This is a genomic window from Bacillus sp. AM1(2019) (genome assembly GCF_009906915.1).
Lineage (GTDB): Bacteria > Bacillota > Bacilli > Bacillales > Bacillaceae > Bacillus > Bacillus velezensis.
The window spans coordinates 2,104,079-2,127,969 of sequence record NZ_CP047644.1 but is presented as its reverse complement, the minus strand read 5'-3'; the positions used below and the strand labels follow the sequence as shown (position 1 = coordinate 2,127,969).

Here is a 23,891-nt window from a genome sequence, read left to right as displayed (position 1 = left end):
ATGGGTAAAAAAATAAGGGGGAGGAAGCATGCATCGTCTCTTGCTTTTTCTCATGCTCGCATCAATTACGCTTTGCGGCTGCGGGGGGAGGCCCGCTCCTGTTCCGCCCAAAAAACATGAGGAAAGCCGCGCATTGGAAGCATCTGCATACCGTGAGCATGGCGGACTCATCAATCAAAACGGAAAAACGATCGGATATATCGAAGTGAGGGAATCTGATGATGAAGGGTCAGACATTCATATATCAGCGGGGCATCTGCCGCCCGGCGCTTCTCTCGGATTTCATATTTATGAAAAAGGGACATGTCAGGCACCTGATTTCGAATCAGCCGGGGGACCGTTCAACCCTTTGAACAAAGAACACGGCTTCAACAATCCGATGGGTCATCACGCCGGGGATCTCCCCAATCTTGAAGTGGGGGCTGACGGTAAAGTGGATGTCATTATGAATGCGCCGCAAACTTCATTAAAAGAAGGGAGCAGACTCAGCCTGCTCGACCGGGACGGAAGCGCGTTCGTCATTCATGAACATACGGACGATTATTTAACAAACCCGAGCGGGAATTCCGGAGCCAGAATCGCCTGCGCTCCCCTGACAAAAAGCGCCCGCAGGGAATGAGCCCTTTTGTATTGAGTATACAAGGGCTTTTTTAGTATACTCGGTTATGGAATACAAATGGAAAGGAAACATCACCTATGACTTCAGAATTACAGCACCTATCACTTCCGGAAGATATACAAAACAAACTGCAGGCTTATCAAAATCATCCCGTTTCCCAAGAATTCCGGGATTTAATCGGATCATCAGGCTATGAGGCCGAAGATAAAGCGATTGTATTCGATGCCGTCATCGCTTTGACAATGGGAAAAAATATCTTATTAAAAGGACCGACGGGTTCAGGGAAAACAAAATTGGCGGAAACGCTTTCGAACTATTTTCATAAACCGATGCACAGCGTCAACTGCTCCGTAGACCTCGATGCAGAAGCGCTTGTCGGCTATAAAACGATTGAAAATGATCAGGGACAGGCGACAATTGAATTCGTTCCCGGACCTGTAACAACCGCAATGAACGAGGGACATTTTTTATACATTGACGAAATCAATATGGCAAAGCCTGAAACCCTTCCGATTCTAAACGGCGTGCTTGATTACAGAAAAATGATGACAAATCCCTTTACAGGAGAAGTGATTAAGGCAAGCGAAGGATTCGGTGTTATCGCCGCGATTAATGAAGGCTACGTCGGCACCGTTCCGCTGAACGAAGCCCTTAAGAACCGTTTTGTCATCATTGATGTTCCGTATATTAAAGGAAGCCTCCTGAAACAGGTGCTGACCTCTCAGTCTGTCTTAAAAGATGAGAAATTAATTGAACGCTTTATGACGCTGTCTTCTGATTTAATCGCACAAGCGCATAACGGACAAGTGTCAGAAGAAGCGGCGTCCATCAGGGCTCTCATTGATACGTGCGACTTGGCTGCGTACATCCCGCCGAAACGGGCGATTGAAAGAGGCATCGTGGAAAAACTTGATGACGACAGGGAAAAAGCCGCTGTCAGAAATATTGCAGAAACGCTGTTCGAATGAGGGACATACAATGAAGTTTATCAAATTTAACGACAGCACGATTGATTCGTTTTTGTTCATGATGCTGACTGACCTGGCCAAAACACTGACCAGAAGCAGTGAAGTTGAAGTGGAATACGGCGTGCAGTCTTACTACAATCCCTTTGAAAAGAAAATTTACATGAGCCACTTTTGGAAAGACCGATCAGCCGGGGATATGGAAGCCGGCCTGAAAAGCGATGTCTATTTGCGCGCTGTCGGAACACGCAGCAGCTCATTTCGGGAATTTGCGGGGTTTTTAAATGACGTTCACCGGCACTTCACCCGCCAAAGCTTTGCCAAGCAGCTGTTTATGCTGCTTGAGGATATCAGAATTGAAGAGCTGATCAAAAAAGAACGGCCGGGAACGAAACGTGTTTTTCAGAAGCGGAGGGAGATGTACAGGAAATATTTCACGACGCAGCTGACATTGAATTTAGAACGGAGCATTTTCACCGACGCTTTGTATTGCGCGATGTTTGTCAAGCTGACAGCTGAGTCTCCGCTTGAAGGCATTCCTTCCATGCATGAACATATTGATATGATGATACCGTATATTGAACGTCAGCTCATCCGGGTGTATGAGGCGGATTCTACGGAACAAATCGCAAGAATAACGGAAGACCTCATGGAAGGCCTTGATGAAGTGCTTGAGAAAGATATGCTGAACACGTACTTTTTTCTGCCGGAACTTGATTACGAAAAAGCGGCTGAAGAGCCTTTATTCGAAAGCGTAAAAAAAGCGCCTTCGTTAAGTGACGATCTCACGCTCCCTGAGTCTTCCGACGGAGATGAAGAAATCCTTGAAGAGAAAATGAATACGTGGCACCGGGAAACCGAAGCGCCGTCAAAAAGTTTCCTTCAATTTGATATTGAGCACGGCGCGAAATCAGATCTTGGGAAAGACGCGGCCAGAGAAGGCGATGACGGTGACCAGGCGCTCGGCTCCGTTCAAGGCTCCGCACGTCAGACGAAAAGAGAGGATTACTCCAAACTGGAAGCGCTTGAATCCATTCAGGATGAACATAAGGGCGCGGGGCTGGCTGACGGAAAAGAAAACAAATTTGCCTTCCCGGTTTATCAAACGCCTCATAAAGCGTCTCCTGAAGAGGAGCAGTCTTATAAAGAACAGGCAAAAACGATAGAATCATATCAAAAACGCCTGAAGCAGATGATACAAAAAACACTTGAGCACAAAAAAACGCTCCCGCGGACCGACCTTCACGCAGGCCGGCTGAATCGCAAACTGATCCGTTATTTTACGGAGCGGAACCCGCGCCTTTTCTATAAAAAGCAGGACCCATCTTCAGACATTGACGCCGTTTTTACATTGCTTGTCGATTGTTCGGCCAGCATGTTCGACAAAATGGATGAAACAAAAAGAGGGATCGTTCTTTTTCATGAAGCCTTGAAATCAGTGTCCGTACCGCACCAGATCGTCGGATTTTGGGAGGATACGAACGAAGCGACCGAAACGAGCCAGCCGAATTTCTTCAATACCGTCATTCCGTTTGAAGAGTCGCTGCTGCAGGCGGCGGGTCCGCTGATCATGCAGCTTGCGCCTGAAGAAGATAACAGAGACGGGTACGCCATCAGACAAATGACGAAACAGCTGATGCGGCGGAGTGAGGCGCAAAAATTTTTAATCGTGTTTTCAGACGGAGAGCCGGCAGCATTCGGATACGAACAAAACGGCATCGTCGATACGAGCGAGGCTGTCATCGAAGCGAGAAAAAAAGGGATAGAAGTCATAAATGTTTTTCTGTCCAATACTGCGATAGAAGAATCACAGATGAAAACCATTCAGGATATGTACGGAAAGTACAGTATTTTTGTTCCGGATGTCGATCAGCTGCCCGATGTACTGTATCCGCTCTTGAAAAAACTGCTTCATAAAAGCATAGGATAGGCTTTTTCCTATGCTTTTTCGCTTTTTATTTTAAAATGATTTAATTTTTTCGGTATTGATCTGTTTTTTTTACTATTTTGTGAACAATCAAGGTAGAATCCAAACGCAATCAGTGGTAAAATATCCTTGGAAGCGTTTTTATTACATAATTTTGGGCACAGCGTTCAAAAGTTATTTCAAGATAGTGAATTGATCACTTGATTATCTAGGTTGGGGGTAATATTCAAATGTTTCAAAATAATATGAAACAAAGAATGAATTGGGAAGATTTTTACGGACCGAACCTCGGCTACGCACTGGAGCTGTACGACCAATATGCTGAAGATCCAGACAGCATTGATCCGGATCTGAAAGACATGTTTGACGAACTCGGCGCTCCGCCAAGCCAAATAAAAGAGGCATCGGGAACAAAGGAACAGGGACGCGTCACCGCAGATCTGATTCAAAAGATCGCAGCAGCAGTTAAACTTGCAGAAGATATTCGAACCTATGGCCATCTGAACGCTTCCGTCAATCCGCTCAGAAAGGATCCGAAAAAGAGCGAGCTCTTTCCGTTATCCGAGTACGGGCTTACAGAAGAAGAAATGAAAGCAATACCCGCGTCTGTCATCTGTAAAGACGCACCTGCCAATATAACAAACGGCTTAGAAGCCATCCAGCATTTACGCAATACCTATAAAAGAACCATCTCCTTCGAGTTTGACCATGTGCATGATTTCGAAGAGCGCGCATGGATTACAAAAATGGTCGAATCCGGAGAACTGTTCCGGAAAAATTCACCGGAAAAACTGTCAGCCGTTTTAGAAAGACTGACGGAAGTAGAAGGATTTGAACAATTTTTACACCGGACATTCGTCGGTCAGAAGCGTTTCTCAATTGAGGGATTAGACGCGCTTGTGCCGGTTCTTGACGACATTATCGCCCAGTCTGTGAAAGCGGGCACAACCAATGTCAATATCGGGATGGCGCACAGAGGCCGTTTAAATGTGCTTGCGCATGTGCTCGGCAAACCGTATGAGATTATTTTCTCGGAATTCCAGCACGCGCCGAATAAAGACCTTGTGCCGTCTGAAGGATCGACCGGCATCAGCTACGGCTGGACGGGCGATGTAAAATATCACCTCGGTGCAGACAGACAGCTTCAGGATGCTGAAACCAAAAGCGCGCGGATTACGCTTGCAAATAACCCGAGCCACTTGGAATTCATCAATCCGATTGTGGAAGGAAGCACGCGGGCGGCACAGGAAACAAGAACGCAAAAGGGGTACCCGGTTCAAGACGAAACAAAATCGCTCGCCATTTTAATTCACGGTGACGCAGCGTTTCCGGGAGAAGGCATTGTCGCCGAGACGCTGAACTTAAGCTCTCTGAAAGGCTATCAGGTCGGCGGGGCCATTCATATCATCGCCAATAATATGATCGGCTTTACAACAGAAAGCGATGAATCACGGTCCACGAAATATGCCAGTGATTTGGCGAAGGGCTACGAAATCCCGATCGTTCACGTCAACGCGGATGATCCGGAAGCATGCCTGTCAGCCGTTAAATTTGCGGTTGAATACCGGAAGCGGTTCAATAAAGATTTCTTAATCGATTTAATCGGGTACAGACGGTACGGCCACAATGAAATGGATGAGCCGTCAACGACACAGCCGATGCTGTATGACGCCGTCAGAAAACACCCGACTGTCAAGCGGATCTTTGCGGAAAAACTCGTAAGTGAAGGACTGATCAGCGAGGAAAAAGCGCAAAACATCGAAACGGCAGTGACAAAACGTATTGAAGACGCCTATAAAAAGGTGCCCGCCAAAAAAGAAGACGCCGTACGGGAAATTGAATTGCCGGAACCGGTGTCCAACGGTTTTCCAGACGTTGACACAGCCATTGATTTTGATGTTCTCCGCAAGCTGAACGGCGAACTTATCAACTGGCCGGAATCTTTTAACGTGTTCGGCAAGCTGAAAAGAATCCTGGAAAGACGTGCAAAAGCGTTTGATGATGACCGTAAAGTTGAATGGTCATTGGCTGAATTGCTTGCGTTTGCTTCCATTTTGAAAGACGGCACGCCGATCCGGCTGACCGGACAGGATTCAGAGCGCGGAACGTTCGCTCAAAGAAACCTTGTGCTGCATGACAGCGAAACAGGAGAAGAATTTGTTGCCCTCCATCACTTAGACGACTGCGCTGCTTCATTTACGGTGCATAACAGCCCGCTCTCTGAAGGATCGGTTCTCGGCTTTGAATATGGATACAACGTGTATTCGCCTGAAACGCTTGTGATGTGGGAGGCGCAGTACGGGGACTTTGCCAATGCGGCTCAAGTCTATTTTGATCAATTCATATCTGCAGGACGGGCAAAATGGGGACAAAAATCAGGCCTGGTCATGCTGCTGCCTCACGGTTACGAAGGGCAGGGCCCTGAACACTCCAGCGGCCGCGTCGAGCGGTTCCTGCAGCTGGCGGCGGAAAACAACTGGACGGTGGCCAACCTGACAAGTGCGGCTCAGTATTTCCACATTTTAAGAAGACAAGCGAAAATGCTGCTTCGTGAGGAAATCCGCCCGCTTGTGATCATGACGCCAAAGAGCCTGCTGCGTAACCCGAATACGGTATCTGAAGTGCAGGAACTGAGCGAAAGCCGATTCAAGCCTGTCTATGAGCAGTCCGGACTTTCCCATGCTTACGAAAAAGTGACTCGCGTCGTATTATCAAGCGGAAAAGTGTCAATTGATATCAGCGATCACTTCAACAAAATGGAAGGCGATAAGGATTGGCTTCATATTGCCAGAATCGAACAGCTGTATCCGTTCCCGGCAAAAGATACGAAGGAGCTTTTCGCCAAACTGCCGAACCTGCAAGAGATCGTTTGGGTTCAGGAAGAGCCGCAGAACATGGGGGCATGGAGTTATATCAGCCCGTATCTGACGGAAATCGCGCCAAAAGGAGTAAATGTCCAATACATCGGCCGAAGAAGACGATCCAGTCCCGCAGAAGGAGATCCGACAGTCCACAAAAAAGAACAGGAACGCATTGTATCTGATAGCTTGACTCGCAAAAACTAAGGGGGAAATGAAAAAATGGCGGAAATTAAGGTACCTGAATTAGCAGAATCAATCTCAGAAGGAACGATAGCCCAATGGTTAAAGCAGCCCGGTGATTATGTAGAACAGGGTGAGTACTTGCTTGAACTGGAGACGGACAAAGTAAATGTTGAATTGACAGCAGAAGAATCGGGTGTTCTAAAAGAGGTATTGAAAGATTCGGGTGATACCGTCCAAGTAGGAGAAATTATCGGTACCATTACAGAAGGCGCTGGCGAAAGTTCTGCACCCGCCCCTTCAGAAAGTGCTCCAGCCAATGAACAAACGAAAGAGGAAGCAAAAGCTGAACCTGCTGCACAAGAAGTCAGCCAGGAAGCACAATCAGAAGCGAAATCCAGAACGATAGCGTCTCCGGCTGCACGCAAGCTGGCAAGGGAAAAAGGGATTGATCTATCACAAATTCCGACGGGGGACCCGCTCGGCCGCGTGCGCAAACAAGATGTGGAAGCTTATGAAAAACCGGCTTCAAAACCTGCGGCACAGCCGAAACAGCAGGCTCAAAAAACACAGCAAAGCTTTGACAAACCTGTCGAAGTGCAAAAAATGTCCCGCCGCAGACAGACGATCGCGAAACGATTGGTTGAAGTGCAGCAGACTTCTGCGATGCTGACTACATTTAACGAAGTTGACATGACGGCCGTTATGAATCTAAGAAAACGCCGTAAAGACCAATTCCTTGAGCAAAACGATGTAAAACTCGGTTTCATGTCGTTCTTTACAAAAGCCGTCGTGGCTGCATTGAAAAAATTCCCGCTCCTTAACGCTGAAATTCAAGGCGATGAGCTGATCGTGAAAAAATTCTATGACATCGGTATCGCTGTCGCGGCTGAAGAAGGGCTTGTCGTCCCAGTCGTGCGTGACGCTGACCGCCTGACGTTTGCCGGCATTGAAAGAGAGATCGGCGAACTTGCGAAAAAAGCGCGAAACAATAAATTAACATTAGGTGAGCTGCAAGGAGGCTCCTTCACGATCACAAACGGAGGTACATTCGGATCGCTTATGTCAACACCAATCCTAAACAGCCCTCAGGTTGGGATCTTAGGTATGCACAAAATTCAGCTGCGCCCAGTAGCGATTGATGCGGAGCGCTCTGAAAACCGTCCGATGATGTACATCGCTTTATCATATGATCACAGAATTGTAGATGGTAAAGAAGCGGTCGGATTCCTTGTCACCATTAAAAACCTGCTTGAAGATCCGGAACAGCTGTTGCTGGAAGGATAATTTGAGACAGACAAAAAGTACACTGCCCTTACAAGCAGTGTACTTTTTTTATTGAGAGAAGGGGAGAATTTATATGAAAAGCTGTTATCCGCTTGAGATCGAATTTGAATATAATGAAGAATTGCATTCTATCACTCCGGTTCTTCTGCAAGACGAACATGACACGATATTAATAGACTGCGGATATCCCGGTTTTACAAACCATCTTCAACATGCTGCCGTCCGGCATGGAATGTCGCTTCATTCATTGACAAAAATTATTGTAACGCATCACGACATAGACCATATCGGCTCACTCGCTGCATTACACCGTTTGCATCCGGATGTCAGCGTGACAGCACATGAGCGTGAAGCGCCGTATATTGACGGCTCTAAAAAATCTTTACGGCTTGAGCAGGCTGAATCAACGTTTTGTTCATTGCCAGAGGATGCAAAGCCTTATGCAAAACAGTTCATCCGCTCGCTTCAATCAGTCGAATCGGCTCCAGTTCACCGGACAGTTACTGACGGCGAGCTGCTGCCTTGGTGCGGAGGCATTCGCGTTGTAGCCACGCCGGGTCATACACCCGGCCATATCAGTCTTTATCTGCCTGCCGAAAAAACAATGGTCACAGGTGATGCGGTCGTCATTGAAGACGGAAAGCTGAACCTTGCTAATCCTAGTTATACGTTACATATGGATGATGCGGTCCGTTCTGTGCAGCTGCTGCTCGATTACGATATCCGCCAATTGATTTGTTATCATGGAGGTCTATTTCAGGGGGATGTAAAAAAAGCGCTTTTGCGTCTGGTTCGTGATCTGCAGAATAAAAAAGGATAGGAGCGGCCAGCCTATCCTATCCTTGTTCAGTTATGAAAACGGAATCTTTGCCGTTTCTTCTTCTTCGGTGCTCTTTTTCTCTTTTTTCTTAGACCAGTAGGTGGCAAGAACAGACCCCGACAGATTGTGCCATATGCTGAAAATTGCGCTCGGCACGGCTGACAAAGGGGAGAAATGCGCTGTCGCAAGCGCTGCGCCCAGTCCGGAGTTTTGCATTCCGACTTCGATCGCAATCGCTTTTTGTGAAGCATAATCCATTTTGAACAGCTTTGCAGTCAGGAATCCTAACAAATATCCGATTCCGTTATGTAAGATGACGACAGACACAATCAGCAGTCCTGATTGAAGCAGATGCTCACGATTTACGCTGACGACAGAGGATACAATCGCTACGATGCCGATTACCGACACGAGAGGAAGCGCGTGCACGGCTTGTCCGACCTGTTTTTTGAAGAACAGCTTCACAATCACCCCGAGGACGATCGGCAAAAGCACGGCTTGCATAATGGAAACAAACAGTGAGCCGAAAGAAACGGGGAGCCACTCTTTCGCAAACAGCATAATAAGTGCCGGCGTCACAATAGGAGCAAGCAATGTTGAGATCGTGGTGACCGCAACAGAAAGCGCCGTATTGCCTTTCGCCAAAAACGTCATGACGTTTGATGCCGTACCGCCCGGACAGCATCCGACCAGAATGACGCCCGCGGCGATTTCTGCGGGGAGGCGGAGCCCGATTGATAAACAGAAAGCCGTAAGCGGCATAATCGTAAACTGGGCAGCGACTCCGATCACGACATGCCAAGGCTTTCTGATTAATTCTTTAAAATCGTCTGCTTGAAGAGTAAGCCCCATCCCAAACATAATAATACCAAGGAAAATCGTCATATAAGAACTGATCCAAGAAAACAAATCAGGGCAGGCGAATCCTAAACCGGCAAAGACGATAACCCACAAGCCAAAGGTTTGGCCCACAAACCCGCTTATTTTTTTCAGCCATTCCATAAACACAGCTCCTTTTACATTCAATCAATCAGTCAGAAAATATGACTGACTTTTCCGTATTCCATTATAAATAATTTTCTGAATAATTCAATATTAAATATAAGTTTTCGATAAAATTATTATGTAAACTAACATCTTCTTGACTATTCAGACATATATTCTTACAATTGATTTTTATACTGAAATGAATTGGGAGTGCTGAAGTGAAAGAAGCTAATCAATGGTCATCTAAGCTGGGATTTATTTTAGCTACGGCCGGCTCTGCAATCGGGCTCGGCGCAATATGGAAGTTCCCTTACGTAGCGGGAACCAGCGGAGGCGGCGCTTTTCTGCTTGTTTTTATTTTATTTACTGTTTTAATCGGACTGCCGCTTTTGCTTGCTGAATTTATTATCGGCAGAAAAACACAAAAAAACGCCGTTGAATCCTATAAGGCGCTCGCGCCGGGGAAAAAGTGGCACTGGATCGGATATCTCGGAATTATTACGTGTTTTATTCTATTATCCTTCTACAGCGTAGTGGGGGGATGGATATTAATCTACATTATAAAAGGCTTTACAGGCGGCTTATCGCTTTCTTCGGGATTTGATACGTTATTTATCGATACCATTTCAAATCCTTATGCAGCCGTTTTCGGTCAGCTGCTGTTTATCGTGCTGACGATTTTAGTTGTGGCAAAAGGGGTGAGCAGCGGCATTGAAAAAGTGAGCCAGGTGTTGATGCCGGCTCTGTTTATTCTGTTTATTCTCTTAATGATCCGCTCCGTTACGCTGCATGATGCAGCAAAAGGATTAAAATTCTTTTTTATGCCTGATTTTGGCGCGATGGATGCCAATACCATTTTATATGCGATGGGACAATCATTTTTCTCGTTAAGCGTCGGAGTGTCCGTAATGGTTACATACAGCGCATATTTAGAAAAAGAAGAAAATATTGTTCAATCCGCCGTATCGGTGACGGTATTAAATGTACTTGTTGCTGTGATGGCGGGAGTGGCGATTTTTCCGGCGGTGTTTGCATTCGGCCTCAAGCCGGATCAAGGCCCGCAGCTTTTATTTAACGTGCTGCCGACCGTCTTTAACCAAATGCCGTTGGGCATCGTGTTTTTGCTCGCCTTTTTGCTGCTGTTTTTATTTGCGACGCTGACATCGGCTTTTTCAATGCTTGAAATTTTAGTTGCTGTTTTGTCAAAAGGCGATTCGGCAAAACGGAAGCGTTATGCATGGATCGGGGGACTTGCTATATTTATTGTCGGGGTCCCTTCGGCGCTGTCGTACGGAATTTTGAGTGATGTTTCTATTTTTCACCGCAGTATTTTTGACGCTGCGGATTTTCTGGTCAGCAATGTCTTAATGCCGCTGGGCGCGCTTTTAATTGCCGTTTTCGTACCGTTGAAAATACCGAAACAGATGCTGTTTGACGAACTGAAAAGCGGTTCCGGTATAAAACGAAAATGGTTTGCAGTCTGGCTCCTATTAATCCGTTATGTGGCTCCTGTAGCCATTATTATCGTTTTTCTGCACGTGCTTGGTATTTTGTAAGCCAAAAGAAGCAGGCCCCCGTTCAAGACGGGGGCTTTTTTAATAAAGCGGCCATATCACGCGGTGCGCTTGCTCGAACCGTTTCTCCGCCTCCCGCCAATCAACGACATTCCACCATTGATCCACGTAAGCCGCTCGGTCGTTTTTATATTGTAAGTAATAAGCGTGTTCCCACACATCCAGCGGAAGCAAAGGAATGACGTCCCACTGGCTGTAGAGCTGATGCTTCTCAGCGGCCAAAATCTCCAGCCGCCCGGCGCGCGGCGCCCAAACTAGGATAGCCCAGCCGACTCCTTCGACTTTTTTCGCCGCTTGAGAAAATTGCTCTTTAAAAGCGGAATAGCTTCCGAATGACACATCAATCATTTGAAAGAGCGCCCCCGTCGGCCGTCTTTTTCCGTTTGGATTCATCGAAAACCAGAAAATACTGTGCAAATAATGGCCCGCGCCGTGAAACGCCAATTGCCGCTCCCAATGTGCCACTAAGTCGTACTGTTTCGTCTGTCTCGCTTTTTTGAGCTCCAGTTCTGCTTTATTCAGACCGTCAACATAGCTCTGATGGTGTTTTGTATGGTGGAGTTTCATAATCTCTCTTGAAATATACGGTTCCAGTGCGGAATAACTGTAAGGCAGTTTAGGGAGGACATGCTTGCCGATCGGCACATAGGCTCTGCGCTCATCCGGCTCTTCGGGTTCAGTAATGTCCCGGTAAAGTGCTGATGCCTGTTCGTACCATTCCGCCTCCGTTAATCCATCATCCTGAAGGGTGTGAAAAATCCGGTCGATTTGTGCCGCGAAGCGATCGAACCGGCCTTGCTGAATGACTTGTTCCTTCAAGGTTTCACACCAATTCAGCATCTCGGTTTGATAAGCGTGCCGTTTCATTTTTCTTCCTCCTTTTCACTCATTTTCATAAAAGTGCTGAGCGCAAGCAAAGAAAACACATACGGGTAGCTGTGATACCTGATGTAAAACTGCTTCGGCAGGCCGATTCCGGTCGGATAGCTGAAAGCGGCTCCTTCGTAATGCCGGTTTTCAATAAGAAAAGATATGCCTTTTGTGACGGCTTGATGATGAGTTTTTTCGTATTGCAGCAAAGCTTCGGCCGCCCAAGCCGTCTGTACAAGCGTCCCGTAAGAAAGCGGAACATAGGTTTTCTCTTCTGCGCTTTTACAGGATTCCCCCCAGCTTCCGTCCTCGTTTTGAATGGACTTCAGCCAGCGGATCGCTTTTTTCACGGCCGGGTGGTTTTGGCTCACGCCGCAAGCCTTCATTCCTGTCAGCGCTGCCCATGTGCCGTAAATATAGCAGACACCCCATCTGCCGTACCACGATCCGTCCTCTTCTTGATGGCGGATCAGCCATTGGACGGCCTTTTCAATCTGAGGGTGATCAGAAGAAAGCCCCGCTTCTCCTAAACAGTGCAGCACCCGTCCGGTTAAGTCGCTTGTTGAGGGATCGATGGCAGCTTCCTCAGCCGATTCCAGCGGCAGCAGGCGAACCAGCGGATGATTGACATTTTTCTCAAAAGCAGAGAAGCCGCCGTCACTGTTTTGCATGGACAAAAGCCAGCTCAGTCCGCGTTCCCATGAGGCGGGATAAAGTTTTCGCGGAATGGCTTTGAGCACTGCGGCTGTGTCATCACAATCCGGATTATTTGTATTGATGTTTGAAAAACCCCATCCTCCCGGTTCAGCATGCGGGTTGTGAACGGCCCAATCAGCGACTTTCATCTGCTGCCGTTCACGCAGAAACCGGGCGGCGCTGGTTATCATCTGATCGTTATCTGAGATGCCGCTTTTCATAAGCGCATAGTTGAGAAGCGCCGTATCCCAAACGGTCGACGTTGAATTTTCCAGGTACGGTATATCGCCGCAAGACGTGAGCAAAGCTTTCGTGCCGGCAAGTGCTTTTCTGATAACGGGGGAGTGGCGCGATACACCGAGAGCGAGCAGGCCGTACACCATAAAAATAGTGGCGCTCGCATAGCTGTATAATGTGCCGTCTTCTTCAATCCGGTCAAGCATATACGTTTTGGCCGTACGCAGACCGAGCTGGTGAAAAGCGGCAGGAATCTGCAAAAGCCGCTTCCAGTGCGCGATAAGAGAAGAGAGGTCTCTGTTCTCATCCTGATCGGAACGAAGCCATGTAAACGGATTTTTAGTCATATGCCGATCTAAATGCGCGAGAGACGGAACGTTGGGATTTTTCAGCGAAAATCTTTTGTTAAGCGTCACGGCCATCGGTACAAAATGAATACGGGCGTATGTACTGAACTGGTAAAAATGCAGCGGGAAGGATGGGGGAATGACTAAGAAAGATAATGGCAGATGCAGCGCGGGCCATGGATAAAGGCCGTTTGCCGCAAGCATCCACTTTGTCATGAAGTGTACGTTGCGCAAGCCGCCATTTGAGATGATAAAGCGTTCGGCCTGAATCATATGCGCCTCAGAACGGCTATATAAACCGGAAGCCAGCAAGCCGGCATAGCCCTGTACAGTGGCGGTCACATTTCCTTTCCGGTCATCAGGATAGTTGGCAAAAGTTCCGTCCGGGCGCTGTTTAGCGCGAATGCCTTCTGCAAGCTCAGCGATCAGTTCTTTATCATTGTCTCCAAGAGAAGTGAGGAGGAGGATCAGAAAGGCGTTTGTCAAAATCGGCCCTTCAAAACAAAATGACCATGAGCCGTCCGCATTTTGCGTTTCTCTTAATAGGGAGATGGTTTTCTTTTGGCGGCTTCTGACGTTTTCATGAATTGTGCTCACACTCGCTCAACTCCTTCAGAAGCATATATATTCATATGTAAAAGGCGGCATGACAAAAGAAAGAAACTGCTGACAGGCAGCAGTTTCTTGTTTGATTTAATCTTCCAGATTGATCCAGACACTTTTCACTTCTGTATAATTATTCAGCGCGTAAGAGCCCATTTCCCGCCCGAGGCCGGATTGCTTATAGCCGCCGAAAGGAGATGCCGCATCGAAAACATTGTAGCAGTTGACCCAAACGGTGCCGGCTTGGAGACGGTCAGCAATGTAATGGGCGTTTTTCACATTCTCAGTCCAAAGTCCGGCTGCAAGGCCGTATTCCGAGCGGTTCGCCCTCTCAATGACTTCATCTACCGTATCATACGGAATGGCGGCTAAAACCGGGCCGAAAATTTCTTCTTTTGCGATGGTCATGCTGTCATCCACATCCGCAAATACAGTCGGGGAGACAAAATACCCTTCTTCAAACGGGCAGCTGCCGCCCGCGACAGCTTTGGCTCCTTCCGCTTTTCCTTTTTCAATATATGAAAGCACGCGCTCATGCTGTTCCTGACTGACGAGCGGGCCGATTTGTGTATCCTGGTGAAGGCCGGCGCCTTGCTGAAGCGATTTCGCATATGAAACCATTTCGCTGACGACCTCATCATATTTGTCTTTGTGAATGAAGACACGGGAGCCTGCGCAGCATACCTGCCCCTGATTAAACATGACCCCGTTTAAAGCGCCGGGAATGGCTTTCTTCAAATTGGCGTCAGGCAAAATGATGTTAGGTGACTTTCCGCCAAGCTCCAGTGTCACGCGTTTAATTTTTTTTGCGGCTTTTTCCATGATTTTTTTGCCGATTTGTGTAGAACCGGTAAAAGCGAGTTTATCGACATCGTCATGGTTGGTCAGCGCTTCCCCGGCCGTTTCGCCGAACCCTGGGACAATATTGATGACGCCGTCAGGGAAGCCCGCCTGATCTATTAATTCCGCTAAATAGAGGGCAGTCAGCGGTGTCTGCTCCGCCGGTTTCAAAACGATTGTGCAGCCTGTGGCAAGGGCGGCGCCCATTTTCCACATCGCCATAAGGAGCGGGAAGTTCCAAGGGATGATCTGCCCCACGACGCCGACAGGCTCATGGCGGGTGTAATTAAAATATGAGCCGGCGACCGGAATTGTTTGTCCGGTTATCTTTGTAGACCACCCGGCATAATAACGCATATGCTCAATTGCGAGCGGGATATCCCCATTCGTCGTTTCATTAATCGGTTTTCCGTTATCAAGTGTTTCAAGCTGCGCGAGTTCCGTTTTGTGCTCTTCCATTAAATCGGCAAGCTTATACATCAGCCTGCTTCTGGAAGCGGCCGGCATAGTGCGCCATTCGCCGTGATCAAAGGCTTTGCGTGCCGCTTTCACTGCACTGTCAATGTCTTCTGACTGTGCCTCGTAAAGCGTCATCAGCGTTTCCCCGGTTGCCGGATTCGGTGTGACAAATGTTGATCCTGAAGCGCTCGGAACAAATTTTCCGTCAATATAAAGTTTCTTCGTGCCCTGTAAAAATGTTTCCAGCCTTTTTGTGATCTGCATCGTTAAAGAACTCATTCGTAACAAACCTCCCGAAATTTTTTTATGGTCTGTTTTGAGCATCTTGATGTCCGCGCAAAGTAAGCGCATACAGTCATTCTATAATAACACCTCCGGTAAAATCAATCGATAACCGTTATTGCAATTCACAAGAAAAAACGGCTACAATAAGCTTATCGATTAAGAAAAGGAGTTTTATAAATGATTCATAATAATTGGCAGACAAAAGAAAGCGTCAAAAAGGTCAAATGCGTACATACAGATGCGAAAAAATACATTGTCAAAAATGTGCTGACGCCGGGTAAAGAGTATGAAGTCAAAAATGAAACAGAAGAATTCATTTTTGTTGTAGACAATACAAACAAAGTCGGAGGCTTCTACAAAGAGTATTTTGAAGAAGTTTAAAGCTGTATGAATTTATTTTGCCTGAGCCATACTAAAAAAGACTACATATAAAGGGTGGCTGCAAAATGAAAAAAACAGAGCAAGACAAACAAAATAAAACATCAGATCAGCTTCAGCAAGTGCAACCTGAAGAAGGCACCGACACGACGATGGAACAAATTTCAGATACCTATAAAGAAGGAACAATTGAAGATACGGATCGTTGATGTTTTGTTGAAACCGCGGCATTGGAGAAGCCGCGGTTTTTTATGGCGAAAATAAAAAACTGACTTTTCGAAAAAAATACCGTTTTCTTGAAACCTTTTCTTTCGCTGAACCGTACTACTTCATAACAGCGGCACCTTTCGCGAAGGGCTTTTTTGATGAACGTTCTAAAAATGTAATCTGTTCGTAATGGTTTAAATGCCGTCTATGTCGTATTCTTATATAGGGATAAAGAACTTATTTTTTTATGATTGTAATAAAACAATAGTATAGAAGCAGAAAGTGGGGTTCTTCATTGGGAATTTTTTCTGTCAGCAGATCAACCGACACAAAAAAGCTGGAGGCTTTGCTCGTTGAGGGAGAACGGATCGAAACGATTTATAAACTGCGGGTTGACCAAATATGCTTTACGAATAAACGAGTGATTTTCTTTGATAATAAAATGTTCTCCAAAAAGAAAGTGCGCGTATTTCTTCCATATAAAACAATTGAAAGCTTCGCCATTCAAGAAGCAGGGATGTTTGATCCCGATACCGGGCTTGTATTAATGACAAGGGGAAAAACTTTCGAATTGGAATTTGCAAAAGAAACGGACTTGACTGAGGTTCAAGCCATCTTAACAAAATACTTATGCAGTTAAATATCACATAAAAGCCATCCGAATGCATGCGGATGGCCTTTTTATTATATAATGCTTGTTTTTCCGGAGTTCGAATCAATGAGATCCGGATCAGCAATAGAACTGATGGGGATATAAATCGGCGCCAAATCACCATTTTCTTCACCGAATCCGTAGTTGATCTTATTGGATAAAAAATAATCGATTTGCTGATACGGGCCGATCGTAATGGAAGAACCGCGGTCGACTGCATTTACTTTAAAGCCCCCTACATTTACCAAAACTGGCGAAAACATCATAATGGGCCTCCTTTTCCGGCAGGGATTTTATCGCATGCAGACTCAAAGGCAGATGGAGAATCAATTTGATCCCGGTCATCCACTTTGCCGTTCGTGCCGATGAAGCCGCTTGCATCTCCGAAGTTCTGTCCGTATCCCTGATTCTTTTTATCAGAATTCTGCCATTCCGCCAGTAAATTTTGTCCGACATTCACCGCTGAAGCATTTTCAAAGGAATTAATTTTCAACATGAAAATATTAATATTGATATATGGAGTTGGTTGAACCACAGGCAAACCTCCTTTAATACAGGTGTATGCCGGCTGTTATGACCGTATGCTTAGACAGGGGGCGATAAAAATGGATTTCGATAAGATGAAGCAATGGATGGAAATGGCGCAAAACATGTCCGGCGGCGACTTTTGGAAAAACGTTTTTGATGATGAACAACTGAAATCATTTCAAAACGGCCATTCTCATTTTCCCTTTCAACAGGGAGATGGGCAAATGAGAAGAAATGAGGATGCTTTTCCTCTTATAGATATTGTGGAAACCCATGATGAGCTCCAATTTTTGCTGTATCTGCCCGGCTACCGGAAACAAGATGTTCAGCTGCTGTCCTACGGAGAATATATCGTCGTAAAAGGCACGAGAAAATCCTTTTTTAATGAACAGGATTTTAAACAGAAGACCGGAAAATACGGCGATTTTGAAAAAAAACTCGACCTTCCGCATTCCGCTCAGGGAACGAAGGGAATGCAGGCGGTATTCAAAGACGGGATTTTATATATATCGATTGCTAAACATCTGGGGGATGCAAGCCAGATCATTATCGAAGGCTGATCTTGTTTGCTGTGCCATCTATCAGATCTGAATCATCGATACTCATGATAGGGATGACGACAACGGTGCAATCACCGTTTTGTTCACCGTACCCTTCATTTCTTTTATTGGCTGCTGTGTTTCTCACCATAACGGAAGAGCCGGTGTTAAAAGCTGCTCCGCCGCTGATTCCGTTCATTTTTATATACTCAAAGTTGATAACGGATGGAAAAAACATCATGATTCGCCTCCTTTTTGTATATCATGTTTATATATTCGCAATGCGGGACGCATAGAACTTTCCAAGAGTGACGGGGAAAGAAGTGATTTTCTTTGAAAAAAATAATGAAAGAGATTTTCAAAAAAGTGTGTGAAGAAGAATTAGACCGGCTTAAGAAAGTGGAACAACAGCTTGATGAGCTTCAGGATAAGTGTCATTTTGAGCCGCAAACGGTTGAAGGGGAAAAAACATATGTCCATATTGAGCATGTCAAAGTGGACAAGGTTGAATACAATATTGATTTTGAAAAGCTGAGTATAGAAGAGCTGAGCGGTATGCTGAATATCGGCGCCACTTACCATACACCGGTGCACAGGCTCAAACAAGCCTGCGCTGAAGAATGTCGGGACAACCCGCAAAATGATGCTGCGAAAGAAAAAAGCCAGACAAAGCAGCAGACACCCAATGTCACCATCAGGGGAAGAAAGCATTGACCCCGTTGTTTCAGCCTCCTTTTTCGAGGGTATGTATTAACAGATGCAGCGAAGAATACAGACGAAAAAGGAGATGATGAATATGTCATTATCAAAAGAACAGCAGGACAGCCTTTATCATAAATTAATCGATTTAAAGGAAAGTCTTCAGGGAGAATCAAAAGAAAATCATTCAATGAGCGAAGACACAGGAGAACTGTCGAACGGAGTAGATAATCACTTAGCTGATCACGGAAGCATTTATTTGGACAGAGTCACGAATCAGACGCTGGACGGTGTCGATCAGAATCTTTTAGATGAGGTGCACGCCGCGCTTGAACGAATGGATAAAGGAACATACGGGATTTGCGAGAAAACGGGAAAAGAAATTCCTTATGAAAGACTTGAAGCTGTGCCGTACGCCAGAATGACCGTCGAAGCGCAGCGAGAAACAGAAGGGGATGTGAAAACAGACGCTCCGTCATATGAAAGGGAATTTCACGAGCAGGTGAAAGACCTCTCAAATAAAGAAACCGTTGATCAAAAAAGCTCACAAACTTACGAAATCCTGGATCGCGAGCAGGATTCACAATAATAGCAGCAGGTACATTCATATGTACCTGTTTTTTTATTCCATAAAAAATCTCAGAATCGAAATAAAATCATTGACTTTATATAAAAAAGAAAGTAACATACTATTTGTAAGTAAATATTAAAAGATTACCGGGAGGAATTTAGAATGTCTCAAGTATTATTTGTAAAATCAAGTGACCGTACGGCTGAAGAAGGCGTATCCGTAAAATTATACGAAGCGTTTCTGGCTGCTTATAAAGAAAACAATCCGAATGATGAAGTGATCGAACTTGATCTTCATAAAGAAAACCTTCCTTACCTCGGAAGAGATATGATTAACGGAACATTCAAAGCTTCAAAAGGAATTGAAATGACAGACGAAGAGAAAAAACAAGCGTCAACTGCTGACATTTACTTAAATCAATTCGTCAAAGCTGACAAAGTCGTGTTTGCATTCCCGCTTTGGAACTTCACAGTGCCTGCTGTGCTTCATACTTATGTTGATTACCTGTCTCGCGCAGGAGTTACTTTCACATACACGCCTGAAGGACCAAAAGGTCTGATGGGAGATAAAAAAGTAGCGCTCTTAAACGCACGCGGCGGCGTATATTCTGAAGGACCGATGGCATCTCTTGAAATGTCATTAAACTTCATGAAAACCGTTCTCGGTTTCTGGGGTGTCCAAGATCTTCACACTGTTGTCGTTGAAGGCCATAATGCTGCACCGGATAACGCTCAAGCGATCATTGAAAAAGGACTGCAAGAAGCGAAAGATCTGGCTGCAAAATTCTAATTTCCATTAACTCTTGCGCCCATACAGGGTGTGAGAGTTTTTTATATTATAGAAGAAACTGGCGGCAGCTTTCGATCTGATCTTATATTGATATATTGATATTTTGTCGAAAAAACAATTTTTATGTAGAATAAAGCATTTTTCACAAAGAAAAAAGGTTTTCTGTAAAAGAATTAACCCTCTTGCCAAAATACGACTGATGGTGTAGGATATAAGAGAAGCTACATTGTTCGTATTGTTAATTAAGTTTTAACCTTTAAGCTGTAATAGGGAGTTTTATATCGAAGCCGGAATGTCATGCCTCCATTGCAGAGGACGACAGGAACGCTTCTGCAAACACCCACTTTGAGGAGTGGTGGTTTAAAACTTTCTTACTTGCGTACGGCATACGTAGCGAAAGCCATTTCCCTTGCGGAGATGGCTTTTTATTTTGAATTGCCCTTGAGCAGCGTACTTTATCTGTATGATAAAATGAAAGAATCAAAGACAAAGTGAGGTTTTACAACTTATGCTGGATAAAGCCCAATCCCTTCTGGCGCATTATTTTGGCTACGACAGTCTTCGCGCAGGCCAAAAGCAGGCGATACAATCAGTTGCAGAGGAGAGAAAAAACACGGTCTGCATTATGCCGACGGGGGGCGGAAAATCAATCTGCTATCAGATTCCCGCACTGCTGTTTGAAGGGACCACAATCGTTATTTCCCCTCTTATTTCCTTAATGAAAGATCAAGTCGACGCGCTTGAAGAAGCGGGTATCGCGGCAGCTTATATTAACAGCACCCAGACAAGCCGAGACATTCATGAGCGCCTGACCGGTTTGAAACAAGGGGCTTACCGGCTCTTTTACATCACACCGGAGCGTTTGACTTCTTCTGAATTCATTCACATCCTGCAGAATATTACGGTTCCTCTTGTCGCCATTGACGAAGCTCACTGTATATCGCAATGGGGACATGATTTCAGGCCGAGTTACCGGAATATCGAAATCCTTTTTAATGAATTAAAAGAACCGCCCGTCATCATCGCATTAACGGCGACGGCTACGCCTGAGGTTCATGATGACATCTGCAAGCAGCTTCATATTAAGAAAGAACAAACTGTATATACCGGTTTTGCCAGAGAGAATTTAACGTTTAAAGTAGTAAAGGGCGAAAACAAAGATCGGTTTATCGAGCGGTATCTGGAAAAAAATAAACACGAAGCCGGCATTATATATACAGCGACAAGAAAAGAAACCGACCGTTTATATGAGAAATTAAAGCGCAGCGGCATCAATGCCGGCCGTTATCACGGCGGATTGGCGGATGATGACAGAAAAGACCAGCAGGAGCGGTTTCTTAACGATCAGATACAAGTGATGGTAGCTACGTCCGCTTTCGGAATGGGAATCGATAAGAGCAACATCAGGTTCGTTTTGCACGCGCAGATTCCGAAAGATATGGAGAGCTATTACCAGGAAGCCGGACGGGCCGGGCGCGATGGTCTTAACAGCGAGTGTGTGCTCTTATTTTCGCCGCAGGATATTATGGTGCAGCGTTTTTTAATAGACCAATCGGCCGCCGGAGAAGAAAAACAAAAGCAGGATCTCAAAAAACTGAGACAGATGGTGGATTACTGTCATACGGAAGATTGCCTGCAGCGGTTTATTCTGAAGTATTTCGGCGAGAATGAGGCGGAAGCTTGCGAAGCATGCGGCAATTGCACTGATACAAGGACCGCCCATGACGTCACAAAAGAAGCGCAGATGGTATTATCATGCATCATCAGAATGAATGAGCGCTTCGGAAAAACGATGGTGGCGCAGGTGCTTAGCGGCTCAAAAAATAAAAAAGTGCTGGAAAACGGCTTCAGCAGCCTGTCCACTTACGGCATTATGAAGCATCAATCCGCAGCGGAAATCAGTGATTTTATCGAATTCCTTATTTCAGATGAATATATCAGAATGGCGGACGGCACATTTCCGACGCTTATGGTCACCCAAAAAGGCAGGGACGTTCTGCTTGGAAAAAGCGCAGTCTCGAGAAAAGAAGCCTTACAGGCCGCCGCCGTTACCGAAAATGATGAATTATTTGAGCTTCTCCGGCGTCTCCGCAAAGGGATTGCAGCTGAACAGGGTGTGCCTCCATTTGTCGTGTTCTCGGATCAGACGTTAAAAGAAATGTCAGCGAAACTTCCGAAAACGGATCAGGATCTTCTTTCCGTAAAAGGGGTCGGGGAACAAAAAAGATTGAAATACGGAGCGGTTTTTTTAGAAGAAATCCGAAATTATGTAAGAGAAACAGAGTGAAAAAAAGTTTTTTTAGAAATTTGCACATTGTGTTTTTCATTGGCGCCGGAAAAATCATAAGCTTGAAAACCCTTGCTGTATCAAGGTTTCAGCAAGACTTACCAAGCGAGAGAAATGTTTCATGTAAAGGAACTGTAATCTAATTCAAATCGTTTTGTTATTGAACTGACATTTTCATATGTTACGATATCACCTGTTAGCCGCCAATAAAAAGCTAACAAGGGAGGATTTACTTATGAAGAAGACGATTATGTCCTTTGTCGCAGTTGCAGCAATTTCAACAACTGCATTTGGAGCTCACGCTTCTGCTAAAGAAATCACGGTGCAAAAGGGTGACACGCTCTGGGGGATCTCGCAAAAAAACGGAGTGAACCTAAAGGACTTAAAAGAATGGAATCAGTTATCTTCTGATTTAATCATTGAAGGAGAGAAACTGACTATTTCTTCAGTAGAAACAACCACATCTGGGCAGTACACAGTGAAGCAGGGCGACAGCCTCTGGAAAATTGCTCAGAAATTCGGAACATCAGTCGGCAATCTGAAAAGCTTGAATAACTTGCAATCAGATATAATTTACGCAGGCACAACGTTAAATGTGAAAGGTCAGGCTCAGGCAGCACAGCCGGCTCAAGAAGCCAGCCAGCCGCAAACTGAACAAAAACCAGCTGCCGAGACAGAACAGCCGAAACAAGAAGCTGTCAAAAACGAGCAGCCTAAACAAGAACCTGTTCAAGAACAACAACCTAAACAAGAAGCGAAGGCTGTCGAAGCAAAACAGCAGCCTGTTCAATCAAATACAAACCAACAAGAGCCTAAAAAGCAGCTGACAATGACTGCAACTGCTTACTCTGCTAACGACGGCGGCATTTCCGGTGTAACGGCAACCGGTGTTGACTTAAACAAAAACCCTGATGCAAAAGTCATCGCGGTAGACCCTAGTGTCATTCCGCTTGGCTCTAAGGTTTATGTTGAAGGTTACGGAGTGGCAACAGCAGCAGATACAGGCGGCGCAATTAAAGGAAATAAAATTGACGTATTTGTTGCAAAGAAAAGTGACGCTAACAACTGGGGCGTCAGAACAGTAAATGTTAAAGTATTAGACTAGTTTCATATAGAGATGAAGAACACAAGGCGAAATGCTTTGTGTTCTTTTTTTCTTCCCTTTTTTGACTGTATATAATCGTTATATGCGGAAAAAGAAAAAGCGTTTCTCTAATATTATATAGAAGGAATGGATGTGAAAACGGAATCAGAAGGGGTGTATGAATCTGATGGAGCCGGAATTTATATGTTTATGGAATGCCTTCACAGAATCACCGGTGTTTCAAGCATGTATCTGTACCGCTTTGGCCATTGTGATCGTTATCGGACTGTCTATGCCGGCTGTCAGTCTGTTTCAGGCGCTTGACAGAGGGAGAGGAAGGCCAGCCGTTATTGAAAAGGTGAGACGTACTGGTGTGATGAAGAATGGCAGGCACGAGCTTGTGCTTATTTTAAACGTAAAAAACCAAGACGGAACGCATGATAAACGTGAACTGACACATGCCGTATATAATGAAGAGATCAGCCGTTTTTATGAAGGAGCTTCCGTATGGGTGACGGCAGCGGCAGGCGGACGAATTATGATCGCTCCGCGCACGCCGCGGCATAAGGCGTCAAAATAAAAAGACGGGGCGGTTTTCCC

Annotated in this window: 24 protein-coding genes and 1 other RNA gene; 18 read left to right on the top strand and 7 right to left on the bottom strand. The window is 45.5% G+C overall.

Annotated features, from left to right (window positions below):
* The first annotated feature begins 28 nt into the window (after positions 1-28).
* The 6 genes from GNE05_RS10135 (at position 29) to GNE05_RS10110 (ending at position 8,659) form a co-directional block, all read left to right on the top strand.
* Positions 29-619, top strand: coding sequence for a superoxide dismutase family protein (locus tag GNE05_RS10135; protein WP_022553223.1), 591 nt, complete (start codon positions 29-31; stop codon positions 617-619).
* A gap of 77 nt (positions 620-696) precedes the next feature.
* Positions 697-1,587 carry an AAA family ATPase gene (locus tag GNE05_RS10130; RefSeq protein WP_017417968.1) on the top strand — a complete coding sequence of 297 codons (891 nt, stop codon included), beginning with the start codon at positions 697-699 and terminating at the stop codon, positions 1,585-1,587.
* Between the two features lie 10 nt (positions 1,588-1,597).
* Positions 1,598-3,514: a nitric oxide reductase activation protein NorD gene (locus tag GNE05_RS10125; RefSeq protein ID WP_017417967.1), complete on the top strand. Its 1,917-nt coding sequence runs from the start codon at positions 1,598-1,600 to the stop codon at positions 3,512-3,514.
* Positions 3,515-3,741: 227 nt separating this feature from the next.
* Positions 3,742-6,576 (top strand): 2-oxoglutarate dehydrogenase E1 component, encoded by a 2,835-nt coding sequence (gene sucA / locus GNE05_RS10120; RefSeq protein WP_017417966.1) that lies wholly within the window; start codon positions 3,742-3,744, stop codon positions 6,574-6,576.
* A gap of 15 nt (positions 6,577-6,591) precedes the next feature.
* Positions 6,592-7,839: a 2-oxoglutarate dehydrogenase complex dihydrolipoyllysine-residue succinyltransferase gene (gene odhB, locus GNE05_RS10115; RefSeq protein WP_014418119.1), complete on the top strand. Its 1,248-nt coding sequence runs from the start codon at positions 6,592-6,594 to the stop codon at positions 7,837-7,839.
* Positions 7,840-7,912: 73 nt separating this feature from the next.
* Positions 7,913-8,659 carry an MBL fold metallo-hydrolase gene (locus GNE05_RS10110; RefSeq protein WP_022553225.1) on the top strand — a complete coding sequence of 249 codons (747 nt, stop codon included), beginning with the start codon at positions 7,913-7,915 and terminating at the stop codon, positions 8,657-8,659.
* Positions 8,660-8,689: 30 nt separating this feature from the next.
* Here GNE05_RS10110 and GNE05_RS10105 read toward each other — a convergent pair whose 3' ends face one another.
* A complete protein-coding gene (locus GNE05_RS10105; protein WP_160182724.1) occupies positions 8,690-9,661 on the bottom strand; it encodes a bile acid:sodium symporter family transporter in 972 nt (323 codons plus the stop codon).
* 203 nt (positions 9,662-9,864) lie between these two features.
* Between GNE05_RS10105 and GNE05_RS10100 the strand changes: the two genes are divergently transcribed.
* Entirely contained in the window at positions 9,865-11,202 is a 1,338-nt protein-coding gene (locus tag GNE05_RS10100) for a sodium-dependent transporter (RefSeq protein ID WP_063095044.1), read from the top strand.
* Positions 11,203-11,241: 39 nt separating this feature from the next.
* Here the strand turns inward: GNE05_RS10100 and GNE05_RS10095 are convergent, their stop codons facing one another.
* From GNE05_RS10095 to GNE05_RS10085, 3 genes are all read right to left on the bottom strand, one after another.
* Positions 11,242-12,087, bottom strand: coding sequence for a superoxide dismutase (locus GNE05_RS10095; protein WP_007611962.1), 846 nt, complete (start codon positions 12,085-12,087; stop codon positions 11,242-11,244).
* A complete protein-coding gene (locus tag GNE05_RS10090; RefSeq protein ID WP_160182723.1) occupies positions 12,084-13,967 on the bottom strand; it encodes a terpene cyclase/mutase family protein in 1,884 nt (627 codons plus the stop codon). Before GNE05_RS10090 ends, GNE05_RS10095 begins: the two co-directional genes overlap by 4 nt.
* Positions 13,968-14,063: 96 nt before the next feature.
* Complete coding sequence (locus tag GNE05_RS10085) at positions 14,064-15,551, bottom strand: aldehyde dehydrogenase family protein (protein WP_063636660.1); 1,488 nt, start codon at positions 15,549-15,551, stop codon at positions 14,064-14,066.
* A gap of 183 nt (positions 15,552-15,734) precedes the next feature.
* Here GNE05_RS10085 and GNE05_RS10080 point away from each other — a divergent pair, with 183 nt between their 5' ends.
* From GNE05_RS10080 to GNE05_RS10070, 3 genes are all read left to right on the top strand, one after another.
* Complete coding sequence (locus tag GNE05_RS10080; RefSeq protein ID WP_007407979.1) at positions 15,735-15,938, top strand: DUF6501 family protein; 204 nt, start codon at positions 15,735-15,737, stop codon at positions 15,936-15,938.
* 65 nt (positions 15,939-16,003) lie between these two features.
* A complete protein-coding gene (locus GNE05_RS10075; RefSeq protein ID WP_003153781.1) occupies positions 16,004-16,144 on the top strand; it encodes a DUF4025 domain-containing protein in 141 nt (46 codons plus the stop codon).
* Positions 16,145-16,437: 293 nt separating this feature from the next.
* The gene (locus tag GNE05_RS10070; RefSeq protein ID WP_003153783.1) at positions 16,438-16,782 is read left to right on the top strand and encodes a PH domain-containing protein; all 345 of its coding nucleotides are present in this window, start codon (positions 16,438-16,440) and stop codon (positions 16,780-16,782) included.
* Between the two features lie 44 nt (positions 16,783-16,826).
* Here GNE05_RS10070 and GNE05_RS10065 read toward each other — a convergent pair whose 3' ends face one another.
* Together GNE05_RS10065 and GNE05_RS10060 are read right to left on the bottom strand one after the other, a co-directional pair.
* Entirely contained in the window at positions 16,827-17,060 is a 234-nt protein-coding gene (locus GNE05_RS10065) for a hypothetical protein (RefSeq protein ID WP_003153785.1), read from the bottom strand.
* On the bottom strand, positions 17,057-17,329 hold the full coding sequence (locus tag GNE05_RS10060; protein WP_014418114.1) for a hypothetical protein: 273 nt from the start codon (positions 17,327-17,329) through the stop codon (positions 17,057-17,059). Before GNE05_RS10060 ends, GNE05_RS10065 begins: the two co-directional genes overlap by 4 nt.
* Before the next feature lie 70 nt (positions 17,330-17,399).
* Here GNE05_RS10060 and GNE05_RS10055 point away from each other — a divergent pair, with 70 nt between their 5' ends.
* Positions 17,400-17,882: an Hsp20/alpha crystallin family protein gene (locus GNE05_RS10055; RefSeq protein ID WP_003153787.1), complete on the top strand. Its 483-nt coding sequence runs from the start codon at positions 17,400-17,402 to the stop codon at positions 17,880-17,882.
* Here the strand turns inward: GNE05_RS10055 and GNE05_RS10050 are convergent.
* Positions 17,869-18,102: a hypothetical protein gene (locus GNE05_RS10050; RefSeq protein ID WP_014418113.1), complete on the bottom strand. Its 234-nt coding sequence runs from the start codon at positions 18,100-18,102 to the stop codon at positions 17,869-17,871. The genes GNE05_RS10055 and GNE05_RS10050 overlap by 14 nt on opposite strands.
* Positions 18,103-18,194: 92 nt before the next feature.
* Here GNE05_RS10050 and gerPC point away from each other — a divergent pair, with 92 nt between their 5' ends.
* The 7 genes from gerPC to GNE05_RS10015 all read left to right on the top strand — a co-directional run bounded on the left by gerPC (position 18,195) and on the right by GNE05_RS10015 (position 23,871).
* Positions 18,195-18,575 carry a spore germination protein GerPC gene (gene gerPC, locus GNE05_RS10045; RefSeq protein ID WP_014418112.1) on the top strand — a complete coding sequence of 127 codons (381 nt, stop codon included), beginning with the start codon at positions 18,195-18,197 and terminating at the stop codon, positions 18,573-18,575.
* 82 nt (positions 18,576-18,657) lie between these two features.
* Complete coding sequence (locus GNE05_RS10040; protein ID WP_017417961.1) at positions 18,658-19,149, top strand: TraR/DksA family transcriptional regulator; 492 nt, start codon at positions 18,658-18,660, stop codon at positions 19,147-19,149.
* A gap of 144 nt (positions 19,150-19,293) precedes the next feature.
* Positions 19,294-19,920 (top strand): FMN-dependent NADH-azoreductase, encoded by a 627-nt coding sequence (locus GNE05_RS10035; RefSeq protein ID WP_003153791.1) that lies wholly within the window; start codon positions 19,294-19,296, stop codon positions 19,918-19,920.
* A 215-nt stretch (positions 19,921-20,135) separates the two neighbouring features.
* Positions 20,136-20,321, top strand: a non-coding RNA gene (ssrS, locus tag GNE05_RS10030) — 6S RNA.
* A 107-nt stretch (positions 20,322-20,428) separates the two neighbouring features.
* Positions 20,429-22,207, top strand: a complete 1,779-nt coding sequence (gene recQ, locus GNE05_RS10025; RefSeq protein WP_109567002.1) for a DNA helicase RecQ — start codon at positions 20,429-20,431, stop codon at positions 22,205-22,207.
* A 235-nt stretch (positions 22,208-22,442) separates the two neighbouring features.
* Positions 22,443-23,312: a 3D domain-containing protein gene (locus tag GNE05_RS10020; RefSeq protein ID WP_007407985.1), complete on the top strand. Its 870-nt coding sequence runs from the start codon at positions 22,443-22,445 to the stop codon at positions 23,310-23,312.
* 166 nt (positions 23,313-23,478) lie between these two features.
* The gene (locus tag GNE05_RS10015; RefSeq protein WP_094296128.1) at positions 23,479-23,871 is read left to right on the top strand and encodes a hypothetical protein; all 393 of its coding nucleotides are present in this window, start codon (positions 23,479-23,481) and stop codon (positions 23,869-23,871) included.
* The last annotated feature ends 20 nt before the right edge of the window (positions 23,872-23,891 follow it).

Coding starts and splice junctions, on each gene's coding strand:
- GNE05_RS10135 (WP_022553223.1), top strand. CDS start 29: ATGCATCGTCTCTTGCTTTTTCTCATGCTCGCATCAATTACGCTTTGC.
- GNE05_RS10130 (WP_017417968.1), top strand. CDS start 697: ATGACTTCAGAATTACAGCACCTATCACTTCCGGAAGATATACAAAAC.
- GNE05_RS10125 (WP_017417967.1), top strand. CDS start 1,598: ATGAAGTTTATCAAATTTAACGACAGCACGATTGATTCGTTTTTGTTC.
- sucA (WP_017417966.1), top strand. CDS start 3,742: ATGTTTCAAAATAATATGAAACAAAGAATGAATTGGGAAGATTTTTAC.
- odhB (WP_014418119.1), top strand. CDS start 6,592: ATGGCGGAAATTAAGGTACCTGAATTAGCAGAATCAATCTCAGAAGGA.
- GNE05_RS10110 (WP_022553225.1), top strand. CDS start 7,913: ATGAAAAGCTGTTATCCGCTTGAGATCGAATTTGAATATAATGAAGAA.
- GNE05_RS10105 (WP_160182724.1), bottom strand. CDS start 9,661: ATGGAATGGCTGAAAAAAATAAGCGGGTTTGTGGGCCAAACCTTTGGC.
- GNE05_RS10095 (WP_007611962.1), bottom strand. CDS start 12,087: ATGAAACGGCACGCTTATCAAACCGAGATGCTGAATTGGTGTGAAACC.
- GNE05_RS10085 (WP_063636660.1), bottom strand. CDS start 15,551: ATGAGTTCTTTAACGATGCAGATCACAAAAAGGCTGGAAACATTTTTA.
- GNE05_RS10080 (WP_007407979.1), top strand. CDS start 15,735: ATGATTCATAATAATTGGCAGACAAAAGAAAGCGTCAAAAAGGTCAAA.
- GNE05_RS10075 (WP_003153781.1), top strand. CDS start 16,004: ATGAAAAAAACAGAGCAAGACAAACAAAATAAAACATCAGATCAGCTT.
- GNE05_RS10065 (WP_003153785.1), bottom strand. CDS start 17,060: ATGATGTTTTCGCCAGTTTTGGTAAATGTAGGGGGCTTTAAAGTAAAT.
- GNE05_RS10055 (WP_003153787.1), top strand. CDS start 17,400: ATGGATTTCGATAAGATGAAGCAATGGATGGAAATGGCGCAAAACATG.
- GNE05_RS10050 (WP_014418113.1), bottom strand. CDS start 18,102: ATGATGTTTTTTCCATCCGTTATCAACTTTGAGTATATAAAAATGAAC.
- GNE05_RS10040 (WP_017417961.1), top strand. CDS start 18,658: ATGTCATTATCAAAAGAACAGCAGGACAGCCTTTATCATAAATTAATC.
- GNE05_RS10035 (WP_003153791.1), top strand. CDS start 19,294: ATGTCTCAAGTATTATTTGTAAAATCAAGTGACCGTACGGCTGAAGAA.
- recQ (WP_109567002.1), top strand. CDS start 20,429: ATGCTGGATAAAGCCCAATCCCTTCTGGCGCATTATTTTGGCTACGAC.
- GNE05_RS10020 (WP_007407985.1), top strand. CDS start 22,443: ATGAAGAAGACGATTATGTCCTTTGTCGCAGTTGCAGCAATTTCAACA.
- GNE05_RS10015 (WP_094296128.1), top strand. CDS start 23,479: ATGGAGCCGGAATTTATATGTTTATGGAATGCCTTCACAGAATCACCG.